Source organism: Paenibacillus sp. PastF-3 (assembly GCF_029893135.1).
In the GTDB taxonomy this organism is placed as follows: domain Bacteria; phylum Bacillota; class Bacilli; order Paenibacillales; family Paenibacillaceae; genus Paenibacillus_AQ; species Paenibacillus_AQ nitricinens.
Genome location: NZ_JARXWM010000004.1, coordinates 378,888 through 403,126, shown reverse-complemented (window position 1 = coordinate 403,126; position 24,239 = coordinate 378,888). Strand labels below are relative to the sequence as shown.

At 44.6% G+C, this 24,239-nt stretch carries 21 protein-coding genes and 2 tRNA genes; 19 read left to right on the top strand and 4 right to left on the bottom strand.

Translation table 11 applies throughout. From position 1 onward, the window contains the following. Positions 1-40 precede the first annotated feature (40 nt). From M2444_RS11265 to M2444_RS11230, 8 genes are all read left to right on the top strand, one after another. Positions 41-769 carry a response regulator transcription factor gene (locus M2444_RS11265; protein ID WP_042125998.1) on the top strand — a complete coding sequence of 243 codons (729 nt, stop codon included), beginning with the start codon at positions 41-43 and terminating at the stop codon, positions 767-769. A gap of 199 nt (positions 770-968) precedes the next feature. Beyond that, complete coding sequence (gene pstB / locus M2444_RS11260; RefSeq protein ID WP_042186541.1) at positions 969-1,724, top strand: phosphate ABC transporter ATP-binding protein PstB; 756 nt, start codon at positions 969-971, stop codon at positions 1,722-1,724. A 73-nt stretch (positions 1,725-1,797) separates the two neighbouring features. After that, on the top strand, positions 1,798-2,457 hold the full coding sequence (phoU, locus tag M2444_RS11255; RefSeq protein ID WP_094874024.1) for a phosphate signaling complex protein PhoU: 660 nt from the start codon (positions 1,798-1,800) through the stop codon (positions 2,455-2,457). A gap of 348 nt (positions 2,458-2,805) precedes the next feature. Next, positions 2,806-5,475 carry a DNA polymerase I gene (gene polA / locus M2444_RS11250; protein ID WP_280786980.1) on the top strand — a complete coding sequence of 890 codons (2,670 nt, stop codon included), beginning with the start codon at positions 2,806-2,808 and terminating at the stop codon, positions 5,473-5,475. A 52-nt stretch (positions 5,476-5,527) separates the two neighbouring features. After that, a complete protein-coding gene (gene mutM, locus M2444_RS11245; protein WP_280786979.1) occupies positions 5,528-6,364 on the top strand; it encodes a DNA-formamidopyrimidine glycosylase in 837 nt (278 codons plus the stop codon). 127 nt (positions 6,365-6,491) lie between these two features. Beyond that, positions 6,492-7,238 (top strand): MntP/YtaF family protein, encoded by a 747-nt coding sequence (locus M2444_RS11240; RefSeq protein ID WP_094874027.1) that lies wholly within the window; start codon positions 6,492-6,494, stop codon positions 7,236-7,238. A gap of 9 nt (positions 7,239-7,247) precedes the next feature. Beyond that, positions 7,248-7,844, top strand: coding sequence for a dephospho-CoA kinase (gene coaE, locus M2444_RS11235; protein ID WP_280786978.1), 597 nt, complete (start codon positions 7,248-7,250; stop codon positions 7,842-7,844). Continuing rightward, a complete protein-coding gene (locus tag M2444_RS11230) occupies positions 7,841-8,404 on the top strand; it encodes a lytic transglycosylase domain-containing protein (protein WP_094874029.1) in 564 nt (187 codons plus the stop codon). Before coaE ends, M2444_RS11230 begins: the two co-directional genes overlap by 4 nt. A gap of 79 nt (positions 8,405-8,483) precedes the next feature. Here the strand turns inward: M2444_RS11230 and M2444_RS11225 are convergent, their stop codons facing one another. After that, positions 8,484-8,702 carry an alpha/beta-type small acid-soluble spore protein gene (locus tag M2444_RS11225; protein WP_060624526.1) on the bottom strand — a complete coding sequence of 73 codons (219 nt, stop codon included), beginning with the start codon at positions 8,700-8,702 and terminating at the stop codon, positions 8,484-8,486. Positions 8,703-8,866: 164 nt separating this feature from the next. Between M2444_RS11225 and nrdR the strand changes: the two genes are divergently transcribed. The 9 genes from nrdR to M2444_RS11180 all read left to right on the top strand — a co-directional run bounded on the left by nrdR (position 8,867) and on the right by M2444_RS11180 (position 18,661). Continuing rightward, entirely contained in the window at positions 8,867-9,343 is a 477-nt protein-coding gene (gene nrdR, locus M2444_RS11220) for a transcriptional regulator NrdR (protein WP_042126015.1), read from the top strand. Positions 9,344-9,502: 159 nt separating this feature from the next. Beyond that, a tRNA-Ala gene (locus tag M2444_RS11215) sits at positions 9,503-9,578 on the top strand. Positions 9,579-9,588: 10 nt separating this feature from the next. Next, positions 9,589-9,661 (top strand) — tRNA-Lys (locus M2444_RS11210). 405 nt (positions 9,662-10,066) lie between these two features. Next, on the top strand, positions 10,067-11,848 hold the full coding sequence (locus M2444_RS11205) for a sensor histidine kinase (protein ID WP_280786977.1): 1,782 nt from the start codon (positions 10,067-10,069) through the stop codon (positions 11,846-11,848). A 36-nt stretch (positions 11,849-11,884) separates the two neighbouring features. After that, a complete protein-coding gene (locus M2444_RS11200) occupies positions 11,885-13,429 on the top strand; it encodes a helix-turn-helix domain-containing protein (RefSeq protein WP_280786976.1) in 1,545 nt (514 codons plus the stop codon). A 105-nt stretch (positions 13,430-13,534) separates the two neighbouring features. Next, a complete protein-coding gene (locus M2444_RS11195) occupies positions 13,535-14,866 on the top strand; it encodes an extracellular solute-binding protein (protein WP_280786975.1) in 1,332 nt (443 codons plus the stop codon). A 32-nt stretch (positions 14,867-14,898) separates the two neighbouring features. Next, positions 14,899-15,771 (top strand): carbohydrate ABC transporter permease, encoded by an 873-nt coding sequence (locus M2444_RS11190; RefSeq protein ID WP_094871496.1) that lies wholly within the window; start codon positions 14,899-14,901, stop codon positions 15,769-15,771. Positions 15,772-15,827: 56 nt separating this feature from the next. Continuing rightward, complete coding sequence (locus tag M2444_RS11185; RefSeq protein WP_280787056.1) at positions 15,828-16,688, top strand: carbohydrate ABC transporter permease; 861 nt, start codon at positions 15,828-15,830, stop codon at positions 16,686-16,688. Positions 16,689-16,750: 62 nt separating this feature from the next. Further along, on the top strand, positions 16,751-18,661 hold the full coding sequence (locus M2444_RS11180) for a beta-N-acetylhexosaminidase (RefSeq protein WP_280787055.1): 1,911 nt from the start codon (positions 16,751-16,753) through the stop codon (positions 18,659-18,661). A gap of 72 nt (positions 18,662-18,733) precedes the next feature. Here the strand turns inward: M2444_RS11180 and M2444_RS11175 are convergent, their stop codons facing one another. From M2444_RS11175 to M2444_RS11165, 3 genes are all read right to left on the bottom strand, one after another. Continuing rightward, positions 18,734-19,936 (bottom strand): MFS transporter, encoded by a 1,203-nt coding sequence (locus tag M2444_RS11175; RefSeq protein WP_280786974.1) that lies wholly within the window; start codon positions 19,934-19,936, stop codon positions 18,734-18,736. Positions 19,937-19,961: 25 nt separating this feature from the next. Further along, positions 19,962-20,552 carry a TetR/AcrR family transcriptional regulator gene (locus tag M2444_RS11170; protein WP_280786973.1) on the bottom strand — a complete coding sequence of 197 codons (591 nt, stop codon included), beginning with the start codon at positions 20,550-20,552 and terminating at the stop codon, positions 19,962-19,964. An 87-nt stretch (positions 20,553-20,639) separates the two neighbouring features. Beyond that, on the bottom strand, positions 20,640-21,089 hold the full coding sequence (locus M2444_RS11165; protein WP_280786972.1) for a MarR family winged helix-turn-helix transcriptional regulator: 450 nt from the start codon (positions 21,087-21,089) through the stop codon (positions 20,640-20,642). Positions 21,090-21,257: 168 nt separating this feature from the next. Here M2444_RS11165 and M2444_RS11160 point away from each other — a divergent pair, with 168 nt between their 5' ends. Together M2444_RS11160 and M2444_RS11155 are read left to right on the top strand one after the other, a co-directional pair. Continuing rightward, complete coding sequence (locus M2444_RS11160; protein WP_280786971.1) at positions 21,258-22,127, top strand: SDR family NAD(P)-dependent oxidoreductase; 870 nt, start codon at positions 21,258-21,260, stop codon at positions 22,125-22,127. 255 nt (positions 22,128-22,382) lie between these two features. Continuing rightward, positions 22,383-24,182, top strand: a complete 1,800-nt coding sequence (locus tag M2444_RS11155; protein ID WP_280786970.1) for a cache domain-containing sensor histidine kinase — start codon at positions 22,383-22,385, stop codon at positions 24,180-24,182. The last annotated feature ends 57 nt before the right edge of the window (positions 24,183-24,239 follow it).

The following is a 24,239-nucleotide window of genomic DNA, read 5'->3' as shown; positions in this document are numbered from 1 at the left end:
GTTTTGTAAAAATCAAACTAAATGGAAGACGGGGGAACCTATGGCTCAACGATTGCTTGTCATTGAAGACGAACCGACACTGGCCCGGCTGCTGTCCTATAACTTAACGCAGGAAGGTTACGAGGTAACAGTAGAGGATCATGGTACGGCAGGATATGATCGTGCGACGAGGGAACCTTTTGACTTGATCGTATTAGATCTGATGTTGCCAGGTATGAATGGCATAGACATCCTTGATAAATTGCGTGGACAAGGTATCCGTACACCTATTATTGTGTTGACCGCCAAAAATGCGGAAGAAGATGTAGTTAGAGGGCTGAAATCAGGAGCTGATGATTATATAACCAAACCATTCGGCGTCTCTGAACTGCTCGCTAGAGTAAGTGCTGTACTTCGGAGGATTTCTGGACTTGCTGAGGAAGCACCGACAGAAACACCTATCTCTGCTTCTACCATTATTTTAGGTCAATTAGAGATTTACCCTGAGAGATATGAAGTCTCCCTCGGTGGTCATAGTATTAATTTGCGGCCGAAAGAGTTCGAAGTGCTATTATATTTGGCTCGTAAGCCAGGAGTTGTGTTGACGAGAGATGATCTCATGAATGCTGTATGGGGCTTTGATTATATTGGCGGGCAGCGTACGGTGGACGTGCATGTGAGTTCACTTCGTAAAAAGCTTGAGCTGGATCCAGAATCCGTTCATATCGATTCGATTCGAGGCGTAGGCTATAAATTAGTGGTTAATAAAAAAAGAGCTCCGGTCATTTAGAGTGACTGGAGTTCTATTTTTTCTATACTTTTCATAAATAAGAAATGCTCGGAGTACTAGTTGGCTTCTGGGGAAATACTGTGATGTGGACCCATTCCTCTCACTGATTTTACATTGCGTTAACATTTCTCTCCAACTGTATTTACACTAAAAGCTTATCATGGAGATCGAAGATGATGAGAAGGAGACGTAAACACTAATGAAATCCATCATTGACATAGAGAATCTTGATCTCTACTATGAGTCGTTCCACGCACTGAAGAATGTGAATCTGCAAATCCCGGAGAAACAGGTTACCGCTTTTATTGGACCTTCCGGTTGTGGGAAATCCACGTTGCTTCGCACATTGAATCGTATGAATGATATGATTCCTGGCACACGTATAGAAGGAACTGTAAACATCGGTGGCAAAAATATTTATAGTGATGAGGTAGAGGTGGAAAGCCTGCGTAAGCAGGTCGGTATGGTGTTTCAACAGCCGAATCCTTTTCCTAAGTCGATTTACGACAATGTAGCTTACGGTCCCCGTTTACACGGCATCCGTTCCAAAAGTGAACTGGATGAGATCGTAGAAAAAAGCTTGCGTCACTCCGCCCTATGGGAGGAAGTGAAAGATTTTCTGAAGAAATCTGCCCTTAGCTTGTCTGGTGGACAGCAGCAGCGACTTTGTATTGCTAGAGCGTTAGCGGTACAGCCTGATATTCTCCTAATGGATGAGGCAACCTCTGCCCTCGACCCTGTATCCACTCTCAAGATAGAAGAGCTTGTTCAGGAACTAAGAAGTGAGTATACCATTGTTATGGTAACTCATAACATGCATCAGGCCGCACGTGTATCCGGTCGAACCGTGTTTTTCTTAAATGGTGTAATTGTAGAGGCGGCGGACACAGAGGTGCTTTTCTCGAACCCTAAAGATTCCCGCACTGAAGATTATATTTCCGGACGTTTCGGCTGATCAGATTTAAAAGGGTGTTCGTCCCTGGAAATGGCAAGCTGACCATACGTTAATGAGGAGGATCGCTCTTATTATGATTCGCAGAAAAGAATTTGATAAAGACTTGGAAGAACTGCGCAGTCTGCTGCAGCAGATGGGTGAGCATGTTAAGGATGCTCTTGAAGGCGCAATTAAGGCATTACAAAATCTAGATACAACGCTCGCACAAGAAGTTGTTGAAGCGGATCTACAGTTGAATGCCATGGAAGATAAAATCATGGAAATTGGCTCACGCTTAATTATTACTCAGCAGCCTGTAGCTAAGGATTTGCGCCGCATTATCGTTGCCTTCAAAATATCAAGCGATTTGGAACGTATGGGTGATCTGGCGCTTGATGTAGCAAAAGCGACTATGCGTCTTCAAGGACAAACGCTGATTAAGCCGCTTGTTGACATTCCTCGCATGGCTGAAATCGTGACGATTATGATCGATGAGGCCATTCAATCTTACCTGGATGAGAATACTGATCTGGCTTATAAAATGGCTCAGGATGATGATCAGGTCGATCAATTGTATGGTGCGATGATCAATGAGTTGTATTCTTATATGGTAACAAAGCCGGAAACCGTATCCCAAGCTATGTTATTGACGCTGGTAGGCCGTTATATCGAACGGATTGGCGATCACGCCACTAACATTGGCGAAAGCGTAGTTTACCTGGTTACCGGTAGCCGTCCAGATTTGAATGAATAGCTAGCTTTGATTCAAAAGATGTTTGGTAATTGTCGTAACTGCGGAGAATGTTTGGACTTTCGGCCGCTGTTGTCCCCAGATTTATTTTAACCACCTTCAGTGGTGTAAATCCGGAGAGCCTATGCTTCCGAAGCGAGCTTTCCTACGGAAAACTTTCAGGCGGTCGCTCTGCTCCTACAGTTCCAAACTTCTCCTCCATTACTTGCACCTTCACATCTTTTGTTTATTTTTAGGTAAATTGAGTAGCCGTCCTTATATTAGGACGGCTACTTGTTGTATAGCCGTTTCTACTTGGACAGGCCATATGTTAAGATGTAAGGAGTAAGCATGAAAAAGGCGAGGTGCACTATGGACAAGTTGATACTTATAGATGGAAACAATATTATTTACCGCGCATTCTTCGCGATGCCTCCGCTAACGAATACAGCAGGGCAACAGACGAATGCGGTGTACGGTTTTACCACTATGCTGCTCCGTTTAATTGAAGAACACAAGCCGACACATATGATTGTTGCCTTCGATGCAGGGAAAGTCACATTCCGGCATGAAGGCTATGAGGATTATAAAGGCGGTCGGCAAAAGACACCTCCCGAGCTCTCCGAGCAGTTTCCACTATTGAAGGATTTGCTCAGAAATCTAGGTGTACCGCAGTTTGAAATCGGCAATTATGAGGCCGATGATATTATTGGAACCATTTCTCGCCAAGCAGATGAAGCAGGCCGGCAGGTTATGATCGTGTCGGGAGACAAGGATATGCTTCAATTGGCTTCCGAACACACGACCGTTGCGTTGATCCGCAAAGGAGTTACTGAGGTCGAGCTTTATGGACCAGAACAAATTCGTGAGAAATATGACCTGACACCAGAGCAGATCATAGACCTTAAGGGACTGATGGGTGATGCGAGTGATAACATTCCAGGCGTTCCGGGTGTTGGTGAGAAAACAGCGCTCAAGCTGTTGCATCAATTCGGATCCGTTGAAGGTGTATTAGCAGGAACCGGTGAGCTTAAAGGTAAAATGAAAGAAAAGCTCGAAGCACATGCGGAAGACGCTGTCATGAGTAAGAAGCTGGCAACCATCTATCGTGAAGTGCCTCTTGAGCATTCGTGGGAAGATATGATCTTTAACGGGATTTCTGCGGATACAGCAGGACCCGCACTCGCAAAATTAGAATTCAAATCACTTCTGGAAAGGTTATCACTAAGTGCCTATGCTCCAGTAGCTGATGGAGAAGAGGGTGCAACGGAAGTAGAAGCTGCAACACTCGATATTTCGATCGTGAGTGAAGATGAACTTGAGGCGCTAAGTGAAGCGCTGCCTAGTATTTCAGCGCTGCATGTGGAATCCAATGGGGATAATCCGCATCGTGCCGAGGTGATCGGGGTAGGGCTATCTACTTTGGAGCGACATTATTATGTGCCGTTTGAATTACTACAGAAACCAGCGGCCGCGAAGCTACGCGACTGGTTAGGAGATGAGAAGGCTCCGAAGAGCGGATATGATCTTCACCGTGCTGATTTGGCACTGCATTGGCAGGGGATTGCTTTTGCAGGTGCAGCGCATGATGTGCAGCTGGCGGCTTATTTGCTGGATCCGACGGAAGCTAATCAGAACCTGAACGATCTCGCTACGAAATACGGCTTGCCAAGGTTGTCACCTGATGAAGATGTATTTGGTAAAGGGGCCAAATATAAGATTCCTGAGCTTGAGATCTTAGGAAATCACGTCGCACGTAAGAGTGCTGCGGTACTTGGTATCGCCCAGAAACAACAGCAGGAATTGATTGAAACGGCAATGACCGGACTGTTCGAGGATCTCGAAATGCCATTATCACGTATTCTTGCGGATATGGAGAAACAGGGGATTGCAGTCAACGAAGGGGATCTTAAAGAGTTAGGAAAAGAATTCGAAGCTCAGATTTCCAAGCTGGTCACTGAAATATATGAATTAAGTGGCACGGAGTTCAATTTGAATTCACCAAAGCAACTGGGTGAGATTTTATTCGTTAAGCTAGGTTTGCCTGTTGTTAAGAAGACGAAGACAGGCTATTCCACCGATGCTGAGGTGCTTGAGAAACTAGCGCCTTATCATGACGTGGTACGTTTGATTTTGCAATATCGCACGATTGCGAAGCTCCAGTCTACATACGTAGAAGGACTTCTTAAAGAAATATCTCCGGAAACAGGAAAGGTGCATACCTTCTATCGGCAGACGATTGCGGCTACCGGACGTCTCAGCAGTCAATATCCGAACCTGCAGAACATTCCTATCCGCCTAGAGGAAGGGCGCAAAATCCGTAAAGTGTTTGTTCCATCCGAACCGGGTTGGTCCATTCTGGCGGCGGATTATTCTCAGATTGAACTTCGGGTGCTAGCGCATATCTCCGGTGATGAGCGGATGAAGGAAGCTTTTCTCCATGATATGGATATTCACACGAAAACAGCGATGGATGTATTTGGAGTTACTAACGATCAGGTTGATAGCAATATGCGTCGTGCTGCTAAAGCCGTTAACTTTGGTATCGTGTACGGCATCAGTGATTATGGTCTGTCGCAGAACTTGAATATTCCTCGTAAAGAAGCCGCTCAATTCATTGAGCAGTATTTTGAGGTATACCAAGGTGTGCGTCGATATATGGATGATATCGTAGTTGATGCAAGGAAACATGGATATGTAACCACGCTGCTGGAACGTCGTCGGTACTTGCCTGAGATTAATGCAAAGAACTTTAATCTACGTTCGTTTGCGGAACGTACGGCAATGAATACACCTATACAAGGAACTGCCGCTGATATTATTAAGCTGGCGATGGTGCATATGGATAAGGCGCTTTTCGAGCGTGGGCTAAAGAGCCGTATGCTGCTTCAGGTGCACGATGAGCTTGTATTCGAGGTGCCAGAGGATGAAATGGAGCTCATGAAGACGCTTTTGCCGGAAGTCATGGGTGGAGCATTGCAGTTATCTGTGCCGCTTAAAGCAGAGGTAAGTTTTGGCAGCAACTGGTACGAAGCGAAATAGGCTCCCTTTAAGGTGTGTATATCAGCTATAATGTAGTTGAGGTGAAGACATCATGCCGGAATTACCGGAAGTAGAGACAGTCAAGAGAACACTGAATGATTTAGTTAATGGAAAGCAGATAGAGAATGTAACCGTCCGGTTGGCCCGGATTATTCAGCGGCCGGATGATATTCAGGCTTTTGCCAACCTGCTCACAGGTCATAGCATTGTTAATGTTGAACGAAGAGGGAAATTTTTGCGTATCGTGTTAGACGGTCTGGTGCTGGTATCTCATTTACGGATGGAGGGCCGTTACGGACTTTTTTCGAACGAAGATCCACTGGACAAGCATACACATGTGATATTCCATTTTACCGATGGTACTGAGCTACGTTACACGGATGTTCGTCAGTTTGGTACGATGCATCTTTTTCAGATTGGTGAAGATCTGCAGTTGCCTCCTCTTAATAAGCTAGGACAGGAGCCGCTGGAGCCATCCTTTACGCCGGAGAAGTTTAAGCAGATTGTATCAGGCAAAAGCACAAAAATTAAATCGCTGCTGCTGAATCAGGAATATATCGTGGGCATAGGTAATATTTATGTAGATGAGTCGCTGCATCGTGCAGGGATACATCCTGAAGTCAGCGCTAAAGATCTTTTGGATGAGCAACTTGATCAGCTACATCACGCTATTGTCAGTACGCTGACGGAAGCGGTAAACGCTGGTGGTTCATCTGTAAAATCATATGTGAATGGTCAAGGTGAGAGTGGCACTTATCAGCAGCAGCTGTTGATTTACGGTCGTAAAGATCAGCCGTGTAACCACTGTGGAACGATGATTGAGAAAACCGTTGTAGGTGGCCGCGGCACGCATTATTGTCCAAGCTGTCAGCGTAAGTCAGAAAACTGAAGAAGTAATTAGGTTGGCACCCACTACTTGTCCCGCCCATATACTGTGTGAAGAATGCTTAATAGAGAACGGAAGCTGAATGAAATGTAATCTTCAGTGTTCCGGTTCTTCACAGGAGGGATTGCGGGTGCTCAGCCCATTTTTTTCACTAATATTACTAGCTTTTGCTTTGAGTCTGGATGGTTTTGGCGTTGGTATTACATATGGACTGCGTAAAATGAAAATACCATTGCTCTCCATTCTGATTATCTCGCTTTGTTCGGGGGTAGTTATCTGTGTATCTATGCAAGTGGGTGTTCTGCTTGCCAAGGTAGTGTCTCCACATGCAGCTTCTGAGGTTGGCGCTGTTATACTTGTGCTAATGGGGTGCTGGTCGCTCGTCCAGATGCTAATGCAGAAGGAGAAGGAACAGACAGGTGAGCATAAAGTAGATAGTGAAGAAAATGTACTATCCACAGAAGCTCGGGCAGAGGTAGCTGTTGTTACTGAAGATGTTGTAGAACAGGTTGCCATGGCTCCTGAACAGGCAAAGTCGGCTGTCTTTTCCCTTGAGCTACGACGGTTGGGGATTGTTGTACAGATCCTACGTACTCCGTCTTCTGCAGATATGGATGATTCCGGAAGTATTTCTTCGATGGAAGCTATGCTGCTCGGGATTGCCCTCTCTCTAGATGCTTTTGGAGCTGGACTTGGCGCAGCATTGCTGGGGTTCAATCCGATATGGACATCACTTACAATTGCTCTGTTTAGTGGTACATTTCTATTGCTGGGCATGAAGACTGGATTAAGATTCGCCGGGAACTACTGGATGAAGCATGCTGCTGCACTACCCGCGTTATTATTAATTACAATGGGAATACTGAAGCTATTATGAGGTGAGTACATGATTATTGGCTTAACCGGAGGCATTGCATCCGGAAAAAGCACGGTGTCTGCACTGCTTGTGAGCAAGGGAGCGAGGCTGGTTGACGCGGATGTGATCGCCAGAGAAGTTATGCTCCCCGGTCATGAGGTGCTGGCTGCGGCTGTGAAACAATTCGGAAGCGAGATCCTCTCTCCGGATGGCACCCTGAATAGGGGCAAGCTGGGGGACATTGTATTTCAAGACCCAGCGGCCCTGCAAGCCCTGAACAATCTGACGCATCCCGCAATCCGGCGGGAAATTAAAGAACGTATGAACAGCCTGGAAGTAGAAGATCCAAAGAAGTTAACAATTGTGGATATCCCTCTTCTTTTCGAATCAGGACTCGAGAACTTGTTCCATGAAATACTAGTGGTATACGTACCTCGTGAAGTGCAAATCGCTCGATTAATGGAACGTAACGGACTTTCTTTAGAACAAGCAGAAGCACGCTTAAATGCACAGATGGATATTGAAGCAAAGCGTAACAAAGCGGACTATATCATTGACAACAGTGGCGAACTTGCGCACACTGAGCAACAGGTTTCTGTTCTTTGGGACAGGCTGGGCTTATCATGAAATGGTTACGTAAAAAAAGAGTCCTTCTTCTATTATTCATTGGTTTTACTGCGATATTGTTTCTGAGTACGAACTGGATGTCCTGGTTTTATCCGATCCATTATAAAGATGAGATCCGTAAGCACAGCATTACGTACGATATAGACCCATTTCTAGTGGCTTCGATTATCCGAGTGGAAACGAACTTCAAAACTGGACGAGAATCCAAAAAGGGTGCTATAGGCTTAATGCAGCTTATGCCGGATACTGCCAAATGGGCCCTTGAAAAGGCCAAGCTTCCTGATGTTTCTATGGAGGAGCTTAAGCATGAACCATCGGCAAATATTGAACTAGGTACCTGGTACCTTTCAACATTATCCCGTCAATTCGAAGGTAAACGTACGGCAGTTATCGCTGCCTATAATGCTGGACCGGGTAAAGTTCAAAAATGGCTGGATGAAGGGATATGGGATGGAACGGATGCTACGATTAAGGATATTCCGTTTGGTGAAACCCGCCATTATGTTCAGCGCGTCAACTATTACTATGATCAGTACACGGATATTTACAACGAATTCTAAAACCGTGTTATGTATAAAAAGAAGCATTAAACGACCTGCGGGTCGTTTAATACTTCTTCAGTAAGCTTATGTGGACAGGTTATTTGAATTGACCTGCCAATTGTTGTTCTGCCAGGGTTACAAGACGTTTAGTGATGTAACCACCGATCGAACCATTTTCATAAGAAGTTTTATTGCCATTGTAACCATCTGGGGAAAGCGTGATTCCGAGTTCTTGGGCAACTTCATATTTAAGTTGTTCCAAAGCACCGCGGGAATTTGGAGCTACAAGGTTATTGGAGCTGTTGTTTTGGCTCATTGCTGTTCACCTCCTCTGTTGGTAACTGTATTATGTGCCGTACTTGCCATAATCATTACAATAAAAAAACGGTGATTTCTGGAAAAAATGAAATAGCCCTTTAAAAGCCGGATGTTTAACATACCGGGACTAAAAACATTATGTAATAGGAAGTGATGAAGCTTATGAAATGCCCTTACTGCGATCACACAAATACTAAAGTGCTCGACTCGCGACCAGCGAATGAGAATAAGTCAATCCGCCGCAGGCGTGAATGTGAGCGTTGCAGCAAACGGTTTACAACCTTTGAAATGATCGAGGAAACACCGTTAATCGTGATCAAAAAAGACGGCAGCCGTGAGGAATTCAGCCGTGATAAAATTCTGCGTGGTTTAATCCGGGCTTGCGAGAAACGCCCCGTCTCTGTAGAACGTCTAGAGAAGATCGTCTCTGAGGTGGAGAAATCCCTACGCGGCATCGCCGTAGCTGAGGTAGAGAGCCAACAGATCGGTGAATTGGTTATGGAACAGCTCTATCCAGTAGATGAGGTCGCTTACGTTCGCTTTGCATCCGTATACCGCCAGTTCAAGGATATTAACATGTTTATGAAGGAACTGAAGGGTCTGCTATCTAAGAGCACCGGGGATCTGGACAGATTGTAGAGTTGTGGCTAGTCGAATGACTAAAAAAAGTGTTGACAGCGAAGGCGATTTTTTATATTATATAGGAGTCGCCTACGGCGCTTAGATTTGTCAGAATGACTTAAATACACCGAACTAAATTTTAGAATGTGTGATTTCATACATCTGAAAATTACGTTTGGGGCCATAGCTCAGCTGGGAGAGCGCATCGCTGGCAGCGATGAGGTCAGGGGTTCGATCCCCCTTGGCTCCACCAAACTTCATATGGACTCTTAGCTCAGTTGGTAGAGCAGTAGACTCTTAATCTATTTGTCCAGGGTTCGAGCCCCTGAGAGTCCATCCTAAAGAAACGGCAGAAATGCCGTTTTTTTTGTTGTTTAGGGACGGAGTGGCTTTTTATACTTTGGGTAGAAAAAACGTTCATTGTAAGGAGAGCCGTGCGGAAACATAGCTCCCGGTGCAAAAGCCGCTTTTATGGGAAGCGGCTTTCGCATGATCAGTCAAGAAATAGACCGTATTCCTTGGACAAGGGAGGTCTATTTTTTTTGCGCTGAAGTAAGATCCAGTGCTCTCTCCCGGTACATCGACGACCTCAAGACCAGGCAATGCTTCATCAAGTCAACAATAAACTCTAGTCGGGACGAGCGACTTAGGTTATCATGAAAGCGCAAACATATTTTCTGAGAAGTCATGAAAGCTACAATTTAGCTACAGAGCATAAAGGCAATCTGAACGGAGGATACGATGGAAAACTGGTTGGGTAAATCGTTAAAGCAGAAGCTGAGCTTGTTGATTATTATTTCGGTATTGGTACCGGTGTTGTCTCTGGGACTGTTCTCCTATTATATCGCTGAAAGCTTAACGGAGGAGAAAGCGAAAAGTTCAGGCATGAACACGCTTAGGCAAATTGGGGCCTATTTGGAAAATATGGTGAGCGATGTTGAGAATCTATCACTATTCCTCATCGGCCACCCGGATGTCCAAAGCTATTTGAAAACACCGGAACATGATTTGTTAAAGCAAACCTCGATCGTTAATTTACTTACAACATTATCGATTTCCAAACCATATATCGCCAATGTCATGATCGAATCGAATGAAGATAATAAGCCGTCGGTTTCCTTCAGATCCGTGCTCGAATCAGAATGGGCCGATATTCAGAGCGAATATCCCGGTTACTATGAGGAATATCCCAAGTGGTGGTCTCCGGTGCATCATTTCGTTACGTCGGACGGTAAGGAGGATGTCATTACGATGTCGCGGCCGATTCGCAGCACATCCAAATATTACAGTATCGGCATGCTTAAAATTAGCTTGACACAATCGGTTATCTCTAACCATTTAAAGCAAGCTGGACTAGAGGGGGAAGGCGTCGCCCTGCTGTTGGACGGACAAAATCAGATATTGGCTGGGCCGGAAGGATATTCGACTAACAAGAACTTAAACGAGTATTTCCCCGGAATAGTTGATTTCAAGGGGAAATCGGGTTCGTTCGATTACCGGGAAGCGGAGGAACGGAGTACAGTACTGTACTATCAGATGCCGAATGTTAACTGGAGGCTCGTAGGGATCATTCCGGCAAAAGCTTACAGAGCGCAGAACCAGTATTTTTTAACGTTAACTGCAATTGCAGTCAGCATTTCCATGCTCTTTGTCATCGCTTTCGTCCTTGTACTTATTCAAAAGGTGACGAAACCGCTGTCTGCATTAACGAAGTTTCTTAGAAATTCCAGCCCGGACGAGCCGCTGCCTACGCTGCCCGTCACATCGATCGATGAGGTTGGACAACTGATTATTAGCTATAATCGGATGAGCTCGCGAATTATTAATTTAACTGATGAGGTGAAGCTGAGCGAAGCGTTGAAGAAAGAAGCAGATATGTCGGCGCTTCAAGCGCAGATCAATCCGCATTTTCTATATAATACGTTGTCGTCAGTCCACTGGATGGCGCTAATGAAGGGAGAAGAAAGAATCGCGGATATGGTTGGCTCATTGAGTGATTTTCTTCGGTTCAGTTTAAATAAGGGACAGGAATATTGTGCAATCAGCCAAGAAATTCTGCATGTAGATCATTATGTGAAGATTCAGTCCATTCGATATCCAGATAAATTCGATTACGAGGCGGATATTCCGGCGGAGCTGCTGGATCTGAGAATGCTGAAGCTGCTGCTCCAGCCGCTAATTGAAAATGCGATGCTTCATGGCATTTTGAAAAGAGAGGGTAAAGGAAGCATTATTGTTAAAGCGTTGTCTGCGGGAGAGCGTATAACATTTATTGTTCAGGATGATGGTGTCGGCATGAGTAAGGAAAGAGTGGAGCTACTAAGGGAGAAGATAAGCGCAAATTTGGGCATTGATCCGCTGAAGAATAATGACTCGGCAGGCAGCAGCTACGGATTGCGTAATGTGCATAATCGGCTACAGCTTCATTATGGGCACGAAGCTGGCTTGCGGATTGAAAGTGCAGAAGGTAGCGGCACTAAAGTTAGCTTTACGATTATTCCGCTCCAATCAGAAATCAAATAGATTGCAACCTATGTGGGGAAGAAGGAGAGTCTGCATATGAAGCTTTTAATTGTAGATGACGAAGTCATTATTAGGACCGGCATTAGCACGGTTATTAAATGGGAAGAGAATGGCATTGAGCTGCTTGTGCCGGCTGCTTCCGCAGAGGAAGCTTTGATGCGCATTCCGGTTGAGTGTCCTGACATCATTCTAACCGATATTCGGATGACGGGAATGACGGGATTGGAATTATCTCGTGAGGTTAAGCGGAATTTTCCTTACATTGAAATTGTTATATTGTCTGGATTCGATGATTTCGCATATGCACAGCAAGCGATGCGGGAAGGCATAAGTGATTATTTGCTTAAAAATAGCCGTCCTGGCGATATCATGACTGCGGTTATGCGCGTGAAGCAGCGTATCGTCAGCAGAAGGGAGGCTGATCATCAAGGCGCCATCCATCAAACGGCGTTCCGCTGGAAGCAGCTAGATCGGTTTCTTCGCGGGGACAATCTCCTGACGGAGCGTGAAAGTGAGGAACTGTTGATCTATTATCCTGAGCTGAGGCTCGGATCGGATATGGAGAAGCTAGAGCTATGGCTAGTGACATCAGCGTCTCCACTGACCATGAAGGAGGAGACGGAAAGTGAAATGAATGAGGCGGCTGCGATGATTAGGGATTCACTTGGCTGTGTCATTCTGGATTGGGAATATGGATGGCTGCTTATTTTCCGCAGGGGGCAGCCGGGCGCGAAGCGATTGGTTAAGGCGTCGATGGAGCGGGCGGAGCGCGTTTATCGCCAGCCTTTTTTTGCAGCATGCGGTGTATGGGCCAGCAATGTGGCAGAATTGAGGGAGTCCCTTCGGACCGCCGAACATACCACCTCTTTCCGATGGTTAGCAGAGGAAGCAAGGCTGCTGGTTTATGAGGATATTAAAGACCGAAAAGGAATGCGGACCGTTTGTACGGAAGAAGTGGAGAGTAAGTTAACCGCCGTTCTGAGAAGCGGAAGCCGAGAAGTCGTACAGCAGTGGATTAAAGGTGAACTGGCGAGCATTAGGCAGGATACGGAAGCGACGCCTAGTTCGGTTCAAGCGTATTTGCATTCGTTGATCGTTGGGGGATACCGCTGGTTAGAGCGTGCAGCGGCATCCGTGGGTCAATCGATGCCGAAGCTTCCGCAGCTTGAACAGCTGGATATGAAGCTGCTTTCAACGAATCCAGAAGAAATACTGCAGCAGATGCTGCTTGCAATCCATGCGCAGTATGAACGATTAAATGGGAGCAGAAATGAAGCCATAAACCGAACTGTGGCTTATATACGCGAGCATCTTGCTGACAGCTTGTCTTTGGCACAGGTAGCGGCAAGCGTACATATGAATCCAAACTATTTTAGCAAGCTGTTTAAACAGGAAACAGGTAAAAACTATATTGAGTATGTAACGGAAGCGAGAATGGAATGGGCTAGCCGTTTGTTGAAGGAAACGCCGGCGAAGGTAAGCGAGATCGCTAGGCGGGTAGGTTACGAGGATATGAAGCATTTTAACCAGCTTTTTAAGCGGTACAGTGGCGAAACCCCTTCGCAATATCGATCAAGATGAATGGACGAAGGTGAAAATATCCCCCGTAAGCGCTTAATTATCCCCCCTACGACTTATCGTCTGTCTTATCTATACTAGGGTTATCACTAAAGGGGGAATATTTGAATGAAGAAGAGATTTGCGTTTGTAACGACAATTATCTTGATGATCGCCCTTTTGGCAACCGCTTGCAACAATGGCGGAAAAACGGAGCAGGGCAATGAAGGCAACAAAGGCTCTGAAGAAAAGACGAAAATTTCAATATGGCATAACTTCGCGGGTGATGACCTTCGTGCCAAAGCGGTTAGAGACCTGATCGACAAGTATAAAGCGGAACATCCAGATGTTGAGGTAGACGCGCAAGCGATCCCGGTTGACGGTTATCGTCAACGCCTAAGCACAGTGGCTGCAGCAAATGAAATGCCAGACGTATTTTTCGTCTATGCGGGCAGCCAATCCCAAGAGTTCTATGATGCCGGGAAGCTTCAACCGATTACAGAGTTGATGGATAAATACCCTGAATGGAAGGATAATTTCTTGGCAGGGGCATTCGACCGTTATGAGTTTGAAAAAGGACAAATTTTCACAGCGCCGCTCGGGATGTCAGCAACTTCGTTCATGTATTACAACAAAGACCTTTTCGAGAAGCATAGTGTAAAAGTGCCGACGACTTGGGAAGAGATGATGACCGCGATCAAAACGTTCAACGACAACGGCATTACGCCGATTGCCCTCGGCAATAAAGCGCCATGGGTTGCACAATCGACGATTATCGGTTCGTTGGCTGACCGCGTGACAGGCACGGAATGGTTTTTGAAAGCTGCAGCTCAAGATGGAGCGTCTTTTACAGATTCTGTGTTCATTGATGCATTGGGTAAGTACAAAGAGCTCGTTGACAATAAAGCGTTTCAAGATGGCGCAAACAGCATCGACAACACACAGGCAGAGCAATACTTCATTCAAGGCAAGGCAGCCATGATGATTAACGGTGCATGGTCACTTACGAATCTTGCAGCATCCTCAACACCTGAGCAATTAGCACCTATCGAAGTCACAACTATGCCTGGCATCGAAGGTGGAGCAGGCAAAGCGAATACACTTTCGGGCGGCGCTGGCGCTGGCTTCGCGCTTAACAAAAATACAAAAGGTGCACAAAAGCAGGCAGCACTTGATCTGATCTACGCAGTAAGCGGACCGGACGGCCAAAAGGCGATTGCAGAAAGCAACTCGATGGTTATGTACAAAGTAGAACTGGATAAGTCGAAAGTAAGCCCGCTTTACTTCAAAGCTTACGAATTGGCTGTGAATTCTGAAATTACACCGGTATATGACGCCTATTTATCTGCTGAAGCAGGCGAGGTGATTAACAACGGTCTTCAAGAGCTTATGATGGGTGGTAAGCCGGAGGATGTTGCTAAAAAACTGCAGGATGCGCAAGCGCGTTCGACTAAAAAGTAATCAGACAAAAGCAAGTAAAGGAGGCTGCCGCCATGCCTGCATCATTGCGCAGCAGAAGCTTCGTCATCATGGCGCTGCTTCCTGCACTACTCATTTTTATCATCTTTGCGATCGTCCCGATTTTTTGGTCAGCGTACTACGGGTTCTTTGAGTGGAAGGGACTCGGTGCTGCCAAGCTTATCGGGTTGGATAATTATCGAATGATATTAGAGGACCCTGTATTCTGGAGAGCGCTGAAAAACAATCTGATCCTTGTTGTCTCGGCAGTAATAGGTCAAGTATCGGTCGCATTGCTGCTGTCATTGCTCCTGCTTAAGAACACGATGTTCAATCGCTTGATGCGCTCCGCCGTATTTCTCCCGATGGTGCTGTCTACAGTCGTCGTCGGTCTTATCTGGGGTTATATTTATCACCCGCAAATTGGTTTACTGAATCAATTATTGGAGACGCTGGGACTGGAATCTTGGACTCGAACTTGGCTAGACGACCCTAAAATCAATATGTTTGCCGTATCGATTCCGATTAACTGGGCAAATATCGGGCCATATCTTATCATTTTCATCGCTGCACTCCAAAATATTTCTTCGGAAATTAATGATGCTTCGAAGATCGATGGGGCGATTGGTTGGAGGAAGCTATTTTTCGTAACGCTCCCGATGATTTGGGGAACGGTTGTTGTAACCATCGTACTGTGCATATCTGGGAGCTTAAAGGCATTCGACCATGTTATCGTCATGACGCGTGGCGGACCTGCACAATCTACAGAATTGCTCGCCACATATATGTACAATAACACCTTTACGGTATACCGTTACGGCTACGGCTCTGCGGTATCCACAATGATTATTCTGATTAGCGCCGTGCTCATTGGCCTAAATCACATCATCACGAAAAGACGCGGGTAATGGGCGGTCGGCTAATGTCAGCCCGGCCGATGAAGGAGTGAATCGCTATGCAAGTAATGATAAACGCTCGGTCGGAGAAGATGAAAGGCTCGCTGTGGCGTAAGCCGATTTCCGGAATTGCGAAAATCATTCTGTTATTTTATGCCATAATTACATTGTATCCGCTATACTGGTTAGGAATAAGCGCATTCAAGTCGAATCAGGAATTTTTCAATCGTCCTTATTCCTGGCCGCAGCATTGGCAGCTCGACAACATAACCCGGGCATGGGATCTCGGAAATATGGGCCGGGCGGTGCTCAACTCCACAGTAGTTACTATGTCAGCGCTACTGCTAACTATTGTGCTCGGCATGCTTGCTGCTTATGTGCTTGCCCGATTCCCATTCAAGTGGAGTGGAGCTGTAAAAGGATTGTTCTTGCTCGGCATGCTCATTCCAATTCATAGCACACTCGTTCCATTGTTTATTTTCATGAACAAGCTCGGGATGCTGAATACGTACTGGTCACTCATTCTGCCTTATACGGCATTTGAATTACCAATTGCAATCTTCCTCGGAATGGCCTACATCGTATCTATTCCAAGAGAAGTAGAGGAAGCGGCGATGATCGACGGCAATGGCTGGTGGGGAATCTTCGGACGCATCATTTTCCCGCTGTCTCTGCCAATCGTGGCTACGATTACAATTCTTGCATTTTTAAGGTTTTGGAATGACTTCTCCTTCGCGCTCGTCTTTATTAATTCTCAAGCGCTGAAGACGCTGCCCCTCAGCTTGTCGCTCTTCTCCGACGGATTCGGAACGGACTACAGCTTAACAATGGGAGCGATGTTTATTGCTGCAATACCAACCATCGTCATCTTTTTGATCTTCCAAGAGCAAATTATGAAAGGTATGGTAGCAGGCTCGGTCAAAGGTTAACACCCTTGATCGAGTTTTTGGTGTAATTTTATACATATTTCATTCATGTGGAGGGATTGATAGTGAAATTACATTTTATGGGAGAATTGAGCGAGCTTCAATCAGGGCTTCAGTTGCTGCTTGCCGAACTTAAGTCAGAATCGTCGGAGGACGGAATTCCCGTGTGGATAGAATCGTCTTCAGGAAAACTGGAAGTTGGCTATGATGGTAAAAGCGCATATATTCGTTACGGCGCTAAACATCAATTTTTCCGCGGCTTGGGATTGTTGATTCAGAAGTTTAGTGGTGGAGAGAAGTTTCAAATTATAGAGCAACAACAATTCGATGCGATTGGTCCGATGTTTGATTTGTCGCGCAATGGAGTGCTGACCGTTGAAAGTTTCAAGTTTATGCTGCGCAAAATGGCGCTGATGGGCTTGAATAGCGTCATGCTCTATTTGGAAGACACTTACGAGATAGAAGATGAGCCTTATTTCGGCTATATGCGCGGCCGCTACTCTGCTGCGGAGTTGAAGGAAATCGACGATTACGCCGATCAATTCGGCATTGAAGCGTTCCCGAGCATTCAGACACTGGCTCATTTGGAGGAGTTTCTGAAATGGGAGCCGGTAAAGGAATATAAAGATACAAAAGGCGCGTTGCTAGTTGGAGCGGAGAAGACTGATCGTCTGGTCGAAAATATGATTGTCAGCATTAGCGCACCGTTCCGCAGCCGGAAAATCCACATCGGCATGGATGAAGCGGAAGAGCTTGGACGGGGTAAATTTTTGGATCGCAATGGACATATGAGCCGTTTTGATATTATGACAGGTCATCTGGAACGGGTGCTCGCAGTAACTCGACGCTTAGGGCTGAAAGCGATGATGTGGAGCGATATGTTCCTGAAGCTGGCTTCGGCGAACGGTGAAGATTATTACGGCCATGAGACGCAAATATCAGAGGACATGTCGAGCCGCATTCCGAAGGACATAGATATGGTTTACTGGGACTATAACCACGTCGAGGAGAGGGACTACGAAACATTGATCGCCAAACACCGGCCGCTCGGCAATAATCTTATTTTTGCGGGTGCGGTGTGGGTATTCAATACGTTCGGTGTCAATTACGGGCTATCCTTGCCGGCGACCGATGCAGCGCTGACGGTATGCAAGAAGGAAGGCATTCGCGAAGTTTATGCGACGATGTGGGGTGACGATGGAATGGAGAGCAATCCGTACATCGCTTTGCTCGGCTTGCAGTTTTATGCGGAGCATGCCTATTCTTCGTCCACGCCGACTGACGAGGTACTGGCTGAGCGCGTTCGGTTCTGCACCGGCATCGAGGCAGATGCTTACATGGGGCTGAAGTATTTGGACGAGACACCAGGAGCTGCACCAAATAATCAGAAGCAGAGCAATCCGTCTAAGTTTCTGTTGTATCAGGATGTACTGCTGGGGCTGTTCGACAAACAGATTGATGGGTTAGATATGACGGCACATTATGCATGGACAGAAAGTGAAATTGCAAGCCGCAGAAAGCCTGAGGCAGAGCTGGATTACTTGTTCGAGGTGCCGCAAAAGCTATGTGCGGTGCTGAAGCAGAAGAGTGAAATCGGGCTTAAGCTGAAGCGGGCTTATGACAGTGGCGACAAGGCATTGCTTAGACGGATTGCTGAGGATGTTTTGCCCGAAATCTCGCTGGGTGTGCAAAATCTTCGCGCCGCACACCGGAAGCAATGGTTATCGATGTTCAAACCGTTCGGCTGGGAGGTGCTCGATATTCGTTACGGCGGCGTTGTAAGCCGGCTGGATACAGCGAGCATGAGGCTGTTAGAATATGCGGAAGGAAAGCTCGAACGGATCGAGGAGCTGGAGCAGGAACGATTGCTGTATAGCACGACGAACCGTTTCACCGACAAAGGTGCAGGCTGGTGCAGCTATTATTACCGTATGGCGTCGCCTAACGTCTTTTTCCATGTGATCAATCCATTCTAGGTTGAAGATTTCGACTGAGAGAACAGAAACAGACCGTCCTTTCGACGGTCTGTTTCTGTTTCTGTTTCTTTTTCAGTTTACCAAGCCATTAGCGGATTGTTTTTCTTTCCATACCATCGTAATTACAAGTCCAATAAACATAATGACAGCCGCAAAGAGATACGGATAGTTGATGTTTACATCAAATAATACTCCGCCTAATGCAGGTCCGATGATATTACCAAGGCTAGTATAGGTTGAGTTCATGCCAGCGACAAAGCCTTGCTCTTTTTCAGCCGTTTTTGATAAATAGGTCGTTAGTGCTGGACGGAGTAGGTCAAATGCGAGAAAGATGAAGCAGGTTACTAGCAGAACAGTTAAATAGTTATTGATCATGGTGGAGGCTACCGCTAAGGCTACGCCAGCAATTAAGCAGAGTTGAATGAGCTTTTTTTCACCGAGCTTATCTACCATTTTACCGAATAAAAAGACCTGCACAACCACCCCGAAGATTGAGCTTATTGTAATGATGGTTGCAATATCCCGTGGAGTGAAGCCAAATTTATGATCAGAAAACAGGCTAAACACAGTTTCATATGCCGATAAACCAAAGGCGAGGACAAACACAATAATAAACGCAATAATATATGCTGGGTGAAACGAGCGTTTCAGATCACTGATAAAGTTAGTGTCTTTTTTAAGATTACTGATTTCCAAAAGCTGCTCTTTGGATAGTGGCTCTTTCAGAATAAATATCGACGAAATACAAGTGATTAAGGCGAAGCCAGCAGCAAAATAGAATGGAGCACGTATACCTAGTTCAGTAATAAATCCTCCGATTCCTGGGCCAATAATAAAACCAATACTAATGGCGGCAGAAACATAACCCATTGCCTTAGGTCTTTCCTCTACTGAGGTGATGTCCGCAACATAAGCAGTGACGGCAGGCATAATGAATGCACCAGCAATCCCTCCAAGAATTCTGGCAAAATAAAGAACGGATACATGTGTGCCTAAACCAAAGATTAATTCCGACGTGCTGAAGAGTACTAAGCCGATTACGATCATTTTTTTTCTGCCGTAAGTGTCAATCCATCGCCCAGCCAGAGGAGACATGAGTAATTGCGCGAACGCAAATGCTGCTACAAGATACCCCATCGTTTTACCTGACAAATGCATAATGTTCATAAAGGATGGCATAACAGGGACAATCAGTCCAACACCTAGAAAAACAATGAATATATTACTTAGCAAAATGAGTAAGACTGTTTTTTGTTCTTTCAATGGTTTCTTCATGAAGTAAATACCTCTCTTTGTAGAATCACAGCTGTGAAATACCTCTCCAAAATACGGTCCATGAGGCATTCAGTTTTTCATTTAAACGGATCTCATTATTGCCATATACAAGCTCTAGCATAATCGAATCAACTACACCTAAAAAGGCAAGCGTTGGGATGGAGGCTGCATCTTCCATGATGACTTTGGCATCGATCCAAGCTTGGAATTTACTTTCAAGTACGGGTTGAATCTTTTTCTCTGTGTCGATGACTTCTTCATCAATCGCTTTAGCAAGATGGGGCGGTGGAAAAAAAGAGATACGCAGCCAAAACTTTAACTGCTCGTTCTTTTGAAACATATCAATGACCAACTGCAGATATCCTAATAAATCCGTTTTAGGATTTTGAGTCCCCATCTTACTCAAACATTGTAGTTTGGATGAAATTTCTGTCTCTTTAGCATCTTGTAAGACTTGTAGAAAGAGATCATCTTTCCCTTTAAAATGGGCATAAAGTGATTGTTTTTTCATCCCGACTTGCTCAGCAATTTGAGACAAAGAAGCACCTTCATACCCGTGAGTTGTGAAGCATTTCAAAGCAATGTCTTTAATCTCTTTACTTTTCAAAAAATTCACCTCAATATTAACGAACGTTCGTCAGTTATACTATCAAATTAAATTATTTTATGCAAATGAAAATTAACTCCACAATGCATAGTATGGTTAAAATCCATTGAATTCCTTAAGCATTTCGGTAAAGGTCTCAAGCTGCTGGTTATCCCATTGAGCAATACGCTCGTAAAATACGAACTCCTTATCCTGCAGCGCAGCAAAGGTTTGTTTTCGTCCAAGCTCTGTGAGCGCAAGAAGTACAGCTCGACGATCATGTGGAGAGTCTTCCCTTTTAACATACCCTAAATTCTCAAGCTGTTTGAGAAGACGACTAACCGAACTACGATCCATAGCTGTTGCTTCCGCCAAAGCAGAGGCGCTAGTCGGACCATAGGAATACAGCCAACGGACGATATGGAAAGCAGCAGGTTGTATAGAAGAATCGAAAGCGGCGGCAGTTCTGACATTCAGTGCATGTGAGGCGCTAATAAGCGCATTAATTTGTTCGCCGAGCTTTAGCTCGAGTTGTCCTCTTAACGTATCCTTGCGTTCGACATTCATTGGTTGAACCACCTAACGTAGATTATTATTCAAAAATTATATACTTTTAATTAGTTGACATATATCAATCACTTGAATATAGTTGACATATATCAATTATATGTTTTCGATAACATCCTGTCAAAATGAACTTGCAGCTGTTTTAGTCCTATATAAAGGAGAATGAAGATGACGACAAAACCGATTATTGTAATTACTGGAGCTACAAGTGGTTTGGGACAACTCGTTGCCATTGAAATGGCAAAGCGTGGTTCTCATCTTGTTCTGACTGCTAGGAGTGAAAGTCGCGCAGAAGCTACTCAGAAAATGATTACAGAGAGCGTACCTGCTGCCGAAATAAATTTTTTCTATGGGGACTTATCCTTAATGAAGGATGTCAGTCGTTTGGGGCAAGAAATATCTGACGCATATCCGAAGATAGACGTGTTATTAAATAACGCAGGACTTCATGCGTTTGAACAGCGGATCACTTCTGAAGGAATATCAGAAATGATGGCCGTGAACTATTTTGCCCCATGGATATTGACTCATACTTTACAGCTTTCTTTGAAGGCAGCGGGAAGTGCAAGAATTATAAATGTAGCTTCTGAAGCTTCACGCAATCATGGAGAACTTAAGCTTCCTGAGGATTTGATAAATACATCTGATTTTTCGGCTAGAGGTTCGTCAGAGATATATGGAAAAACTAAGCTGCTTAATATCATGTTTACCGCTGAACTTGCTCGCCAATTCAAAGGAACCGGAGTTATTGTTCACGCATTAAATCCTGGTTTTAATGTAACGGGTTTGGGGCGTGAGTTATGGTTTGCACCTATACTTGAACGGGTATTGAAATTTCTTCATATTGGGAATCCACGTAAGGGAGCTGATATCATTACTCGTTTAATGATCGATCCAAAATATCAGGAGACCACAGGGGGATATTTTAATGTTGGAACAGGCAATCCAATAGTGCCCGTACATCCAGGTGGAGATAAGGAAATGGAAAATAAATTATGGAATGATACGCGATTAGTAATACATCAGATAACTCAATGACAAAAGGAGCTGATCCTAAAGTAGAACTTTCTACAATAGTGTCGGCTCTTTTTCATTTTGAATCAGTTCGTAAGCGATGTCGAAAGATGAAAATAAACTCGGATTTATTTGTGAAGTAAATTTGAATGTGTAATATTCTGAGTACTTTTGTCGCCATGCAGGAAGTAGCACAAATTTAAGGGAATATGTTGTTCAATATTCATGGTGAGGTAGAAGTGAGCGTTTATAAGTTATCTTTTTAAGGGGAGGGAACTTATGAGAAAAAATTGGCGGATGTCTAGCACATTAAGGCTTTTTTTTATACTTGTAGTCATTCTGCCGATCATCTTATTCTCCATCATTATTTTAAATATTTATAAGCGAGATATTCTTCAGCAAAATACATCACGATCTCAGCAAACGGCTCAAGCGATCTCCTATTCCGTTAGTCAGGAAATAAGGAGGTTGACGGGTCTATTTGCTTCCATCGGTATGGACAGGGATGTGATGGCAAAACTTTATGAAATTAATCGTAAGAGTGGAGTCGAGAAACAGCAGGCTTACTATGAGCTAAAGGTCTTAATAGAGAAGTACACGGCATCCATCTCAGGACGAGTACTGTCGGTGAACTTCCTATTTAAAGACCATCAATCCTATTCGTACTTAAAGAACTTGAATTTGGATGATTCTTATTTTCGCCAAAAAACGTGGTATGGGCAGGTGCTGAATAATCCCGATAGCGTTCATTTTCTGGGGATGATGCCCAATATTTTATATGGTAACTACAATCCTTACAATATGGTTGCTGCCCTATCTCCAAGTGTAATCAATCCTTTATCCCAGCTAGAAATGATTCTTTTTACGTTTGAGAGTAGTGCCTTTGATCATATTTTGCAGTCACGTGATAATACGGAATCCAGCCTTTTCATCGTCACAGAGGAAGGTCAAATTATCTCATCCAATACCCTTGCCTCTAGAGGGGGGGAATTCCAAATGCACTGGTTCGCAAATCGTGGGCCGGAGGAAAAAGGGTACGTTGTGGATGTTCATGGTGATGATAGAAATCTGATAACCTACGCCAAGATTGATCAGACCGGATGGTGGCTAGTACAGTCTATTCCATATGCTGATCTAACAGCCAATTACCTTAGTGTGAATTATATCGTCTGGGTGTTTGCATTGATGATCATCTTAGCGTTTATTCTTGTTTCATTTTACTTTGTATCTAATGTTACTAAGCCGTTAAATGAGCTTCTCCGGCAAATGGATCTGGTGACTGAAGGTGATTTAAACGCTAAATTTATGAGAACAGGCAGCCTGGAGCTAATTAAGCTTGGGCATTCTTTTAATCATATGACGGAGCGTATTCAGGATTTACTCTATCATCATGAAAGGCAAGAGGTGGAGAAGCGAAAGGCGGAGTTTGCGGCACTTCAGTCGCAGATCAATCCACACTTTTTAATAAATACGCTCAATTCAATCAAGTTTATGGCTTTAATCAGTAAAGCAGATAACATACGGAATATGACACATGCCCTAACTCGCCTGCTGGCTTCTTCTTTTAATCGAGGTGGAATTCTGACTACGATTGATGAGGAAATAGATCATTTAAAGAATTATTTGTATATCATGGAGATTCGTTTTGGTAGACCGATTCAAACGAGATGGGAAGTCGATGAGGATTTAGCAGGTTATTATATTTTGAAATTGCTACTACAACCTATTTTAGAAAATAGTATTATTCATGGACTAAAGAATGTTGACTATCCTGGTATCATCGAAATCATAGTGAGCAAACAAGCGGAAGATCTTCTTATAACCATAGCTGATAATGGTGTAGGTATGTTGGATATGGATGCTCAGGAATATGATAGCGATGGTATTCGCCATCAGCATTCTTTCAGTGGTATGGGAAACAGTAACGTTAATAAGCGAATTCAGCTACATTACGGGAGGCGTTTCGGCTTAAAGTACGAGAAGAATAAACCTCAGGGTACGATAGTATCGATAAGACTACCGTTGATCGACACGCCGGAGGAAGAGATGCAGGATCAGTTGTTAGGGGAGGGAGGATGAAGAACGCTGCGGAGGAGCATAAAAGATCATAGTCCAGTGGGAAAACATCATTCATGT

Coding starts and splice junctions, on each gene's coding strand:
- M2444_RS11265 (WP_042125998.1), top strand. CDS start 41: ATGGCTCAACGATTGCTTGTCATTGAAGACGAACCGACACTGGCCCGG.
- pstB (WP_042186541.1), top strand. CDS start 969: ATGAAATCCATCATTGACATAGAGAATCTTGATCTCTACTATGAGTCG.
- phoU (WP_094874024.1), top strand. CDS start 1,798: ATGATTCGCAGAAAAGAATTTGATAAAGACTTGGAAGAACTGCGCAGT.
- polA (WP_280786980.1), top strand. CDS start 2,806: ATGGACAAGTTGATACTTATAGATGGAAACAATATTATTTACCGCGCA.
- mutM (WP_280786979.1), top strand. CDS start 5,528: ATGCCGGAATTACCGGAAGTAGAGACAGTCAAGAGAACACTGAATGAT.
- coaE (WP_280786978.1), top strand. CDS start 7,248: ATGATTATTGGCTTAACCGGAGGCATTGCATCCGGAAAAAGCACGGTG.
- M2444_RS11230 (WP_094874029.1), top strand. CDS start 7,841: ATGAAATGGTTACGTAAAAAAAGAGTCCTTCTTCTATTATTCATTGGT.
- M2444_RS11225 (WP_060624526.1), bottom strand. CDS start 8,702: ATGAGCCAAAACAACAGCTCCAATAACCTTGTAGCTCCAAATTCCCGC.
- nrdR (WP_042126015.1), top strand. CDS start 8,867: ATGAAATGCCCTTACTGCGATCACACAAATACTAAAGTGCTCGACTCG.
- M2444_RS11205 (WP_280786977.1), top strand. CDS start 10,067: ATGGAAAACTGGTTGGGTAAATCGTTAAAGCAGAAGCTGAGCTTGTTG.
- M2444_RS11200 (WP_280786976.1), top strand. CDS start 11,885: ATGAAGCTTTTAATTGTAGATGACGAAGTCATTATTAGGACCGGCATT.
- M2444_RS11195 (WP_280786975.1), top strand. CDS start 13,535: ATGAAGAAGAGATTTGCGTTTGTAACGACAATTATCTTGATGATCGCC.
- M2444_RS11190 (WP_094871496.1), top strand. CDS start 14,899: ATGCCTGCATCATTGCGCAGCAGAAGCTTCGTCATCATGGCGCTGCTT.
- M2444_RS11185 (WP_280787056.1), top strand. CDS start 15,828: ATGATAAACGCTCGGTCGGAGAAGATGAAAGGCTCGCTGTGGCGTAAG.
- M2444_RS11175 (WP_280786974.1), bottom strand. CDS start 19,936: ATGAAGAAACCATTGAAAGAACAAAAAACAGTCTTACTCATTTTGCTA.
- M2444_RS11165 (WP_280786972.1), bottom strand. CDS start 21,089: ATGAATGTCGAACGCAAGGATACGTTAAGAGGACAACTCGAGCTAAAG.
- M2444_RS11160 (WP_280786971.1), top strand. CDS start 21,258: ATGACGACAAAACCGATTATTGTAATTACTGGAGCTACAAGTGGTTTG.
- M2444_RS11155 (WP_280786970.1), top strand. CDS start 22,383: ATGAGAAAAAATTGGCGGATGTCTAGCACATTAAGGCTTTTTTTTATA.